This window comes from Actinoplanes sp. GCM10030250 (genome assembly GCF_042666575.1).
Taxonomy (GTDB): Bacteria; Actinomycetota; Actinomycetes; order Mycobacteriales; family Micromonosporaceae; genus Actinoplanes.
This window is the reverse complement of sequence record NZ_JBHTDO010000087.1, coordinates 1-2,435: the sequence shown is the minus strand read 5'-3', so window position 1 is coordinate 2,435 and position 2,435 is coordinate 1. Positions and strand designations below refer to the sequence as shown.

The 2,435-nt window shown below is 72.4% G+C and carries 1 protein-coding gene; it reads right to left on the bottom strand.

Annotated elements, in window-relative coordinates:
- A partial coding sequence (locus tag ACFQV6_RS44115) for a beta-ketoacyl synthase N-terminal-like domain-containing protein (protein WP_378033716.1) occupies window positions 1-2,435 on the bottom strand: 2,435 nt, incomplete at both ends.

Sequence of the window (2,435 nt, the reverse complement as noted above, 5' to 3'; positions counted from 1 at the left end):
GCCGCGATCGACACTCCGGCCGTCAACAGCGGCGTCACGTCGGCTTCGGACGCGCGGACCGCGACCATCGCCCCACCGGCCGGCAGCGCCTGCATCAACCGGGCGCGGTGCGTGACCAGGGCCGCCGCATCCGCCAGCGACAGAATCCCCGCCACATGCGCGGCCGCGATCTCCCCCACCGAATGACCGATCAACACCCGCGGCTCGACACCGAGGGCCTCCAGGACCCGAAACAGCGCCACCTCCACCGCAAACAGGGCCGGCTGCGCCACACCGGTAGCCCGCAACGCCACCTCGTCGTCCCCGAAGATCACCGCGCTGACCTGCGGATCCAAGACTCCGGTGACCTCGTCGAACGCGGCCCGGAACACCGGCAGGCGCTCATAGAGATCACGGGCCATACCCAGCCACTGCGAACCCTGCCCCGAGAACATCAGGGCGGTACCGGTGCTGAGAGTGCGCGGCCCGGCCAGCTCCTCGCCCGAATCGGCCCGGACCACAACACGCCGTTCCAGGGCCGTTCGCGCCCGGAGTCCCGCCGCGACCTCCGCCGCTTCGAGACCGTGCAGCCGGTCAATCAGTGCCCGCACCGCCGTGTCCGACCTGGCGGAGACCGGCCAGACCACCGGGATGTCCTCGGCACCCGGTGCGATCACCGGTGAGGCGGGCGGGGCCTCCTCGATGATCACGTGGGCGTTGGTGCCGGAGATACCGAACGACGACACCCCCGCCCGGCGCGGACGGCCGTTACGCGACCACTCCACCGGCGACGTCAACAGCTCAACAGCACCCGACGACCAATCGACGTGCGACGACCGCTCGTCCACGTGCAGGGTGCGCGGCAACGTGTCGTGCCGCATCGCCTGGACCATCTTGATCAGGCCGGCAACACCGGCGGCTGCCTGCGTGTGGCCGATGTTCGACTTTACCGAGCCCAAATAGAGCGGTGTCTCGCGGTTCTGACCGTAGGTGGCGAGCAGCGCCTGAGCCTCGATCGGATCGCCGAGGCTGGTGCCGGTGCCGTGCGCCTCCACCACGTCGACGTCGCGGGCGGCGAGCCCGGCGACCGCGAGTGCCCGGTGGATGACCCGCTCCTGGGACGGGCCGTTCGGCGCGGTCAGCCCGTTGGACGCACCGTCCTGGTTGACCGCCGACCCACGGACCACGGCGAGGATCCGGTGGCCCTTGCGGCGGGCCTCGGACAGCCGCTCCACCACGAGCAGGCCGACACCCTCGGCGAACCCGGTCCCGTCGGCCGCGTCGGCGAAGGACCGGCATCGCCCGTCGGGGGAGAGCCCCCGCTGCCGGGAGAACTCGACGAACGTCATCGGCGACGACATCACGGTCACGCCACCGGCGACCGCGATGTCGCACTCGCCGTTGCGCAGCGACTGGACGGCCAGGTGGAGCGCGACCAGCGACGAGGAGCAGGCGGTGTCGACGGAGACGGCCGGGCCCTCGAACCCGAGCGTGTAGGCGACCCGCCCGGACGCGATGCTCCCGTGGGTGCCCGTACCGATCCAGCCCTCGAGGTCCTCGGGACCGTGCCCCGACCGGTCGCCGTAGTCGCCGTGGCTGACCCCGACGAACACGCCGGCGTTGGAGCCGCGCAACCCGCCGACGTCGATCCGGGCGTGCTCGAACGCCTCCCACGCCGTCTCCAGCAGCAGGCGCTGCTGCGGGTCGGTGGCCAGCGCCTCGCGCGGCGACATCCCGAAGAACCCGGCGTCGAAGTCCGCCGCGTCGTAGAGGAACCCGCCGCTGCGGGTGTAGCTCCTGCCCGGCACCTCCGGGTCCGGGTCGAACAGCTCGTCGACGTCCCAGCCCCGGTCACCGGGGAACTCGCCGATCGCGTCACCGCCGGCGGCCACCAGGTCCCACAGCTCGTCGGCCGAGCCGACCCCGCCGGGGTAGCGGCACGCCATGCCGACGATCGCGACGGGCTCGTCGACGTGCGTGACGACGGGTGCCGTCTCGGCCCGGGGTCCGGCGGCGTGGAGGAGCTGGTGGAGGAAGTCAGCGACCCGGGCCGGGGTGGGGTGGTCGAAGACGAGGGTGGCGGGCAGGCGTACGCCGGCGTCGGTCATCAGCTGGTTGCGCAGCTCGACAGCGGTCAGCGAGGTGAACCCGAGGTCCTTGAAAGGCCGGTCGAGCCGGAGCGACGCGGGATCCGGTACGCCAAGGACCTGCGCCGCCGTGGCACGCACCAGGTCCTCGACGATCCGGGGGCGTCCCTCCTCGGGGGTCGCGGCGAGGCGGTCGGCGAGCCCGTGCGCCACGGCCGAGCGGATCCGCCGCGGAAGCAGGCCGCCCAGGAGCGGGGACACGGTGCCGGCCTTGCGGATCGCCGAAAGATCAAGCTTGACGGGTACGAGGTTCGCCCGGTCCGCGGCCAGCGCCGAGTCGAACAGCGCCAGACCCTCCGCGGGCGTGAT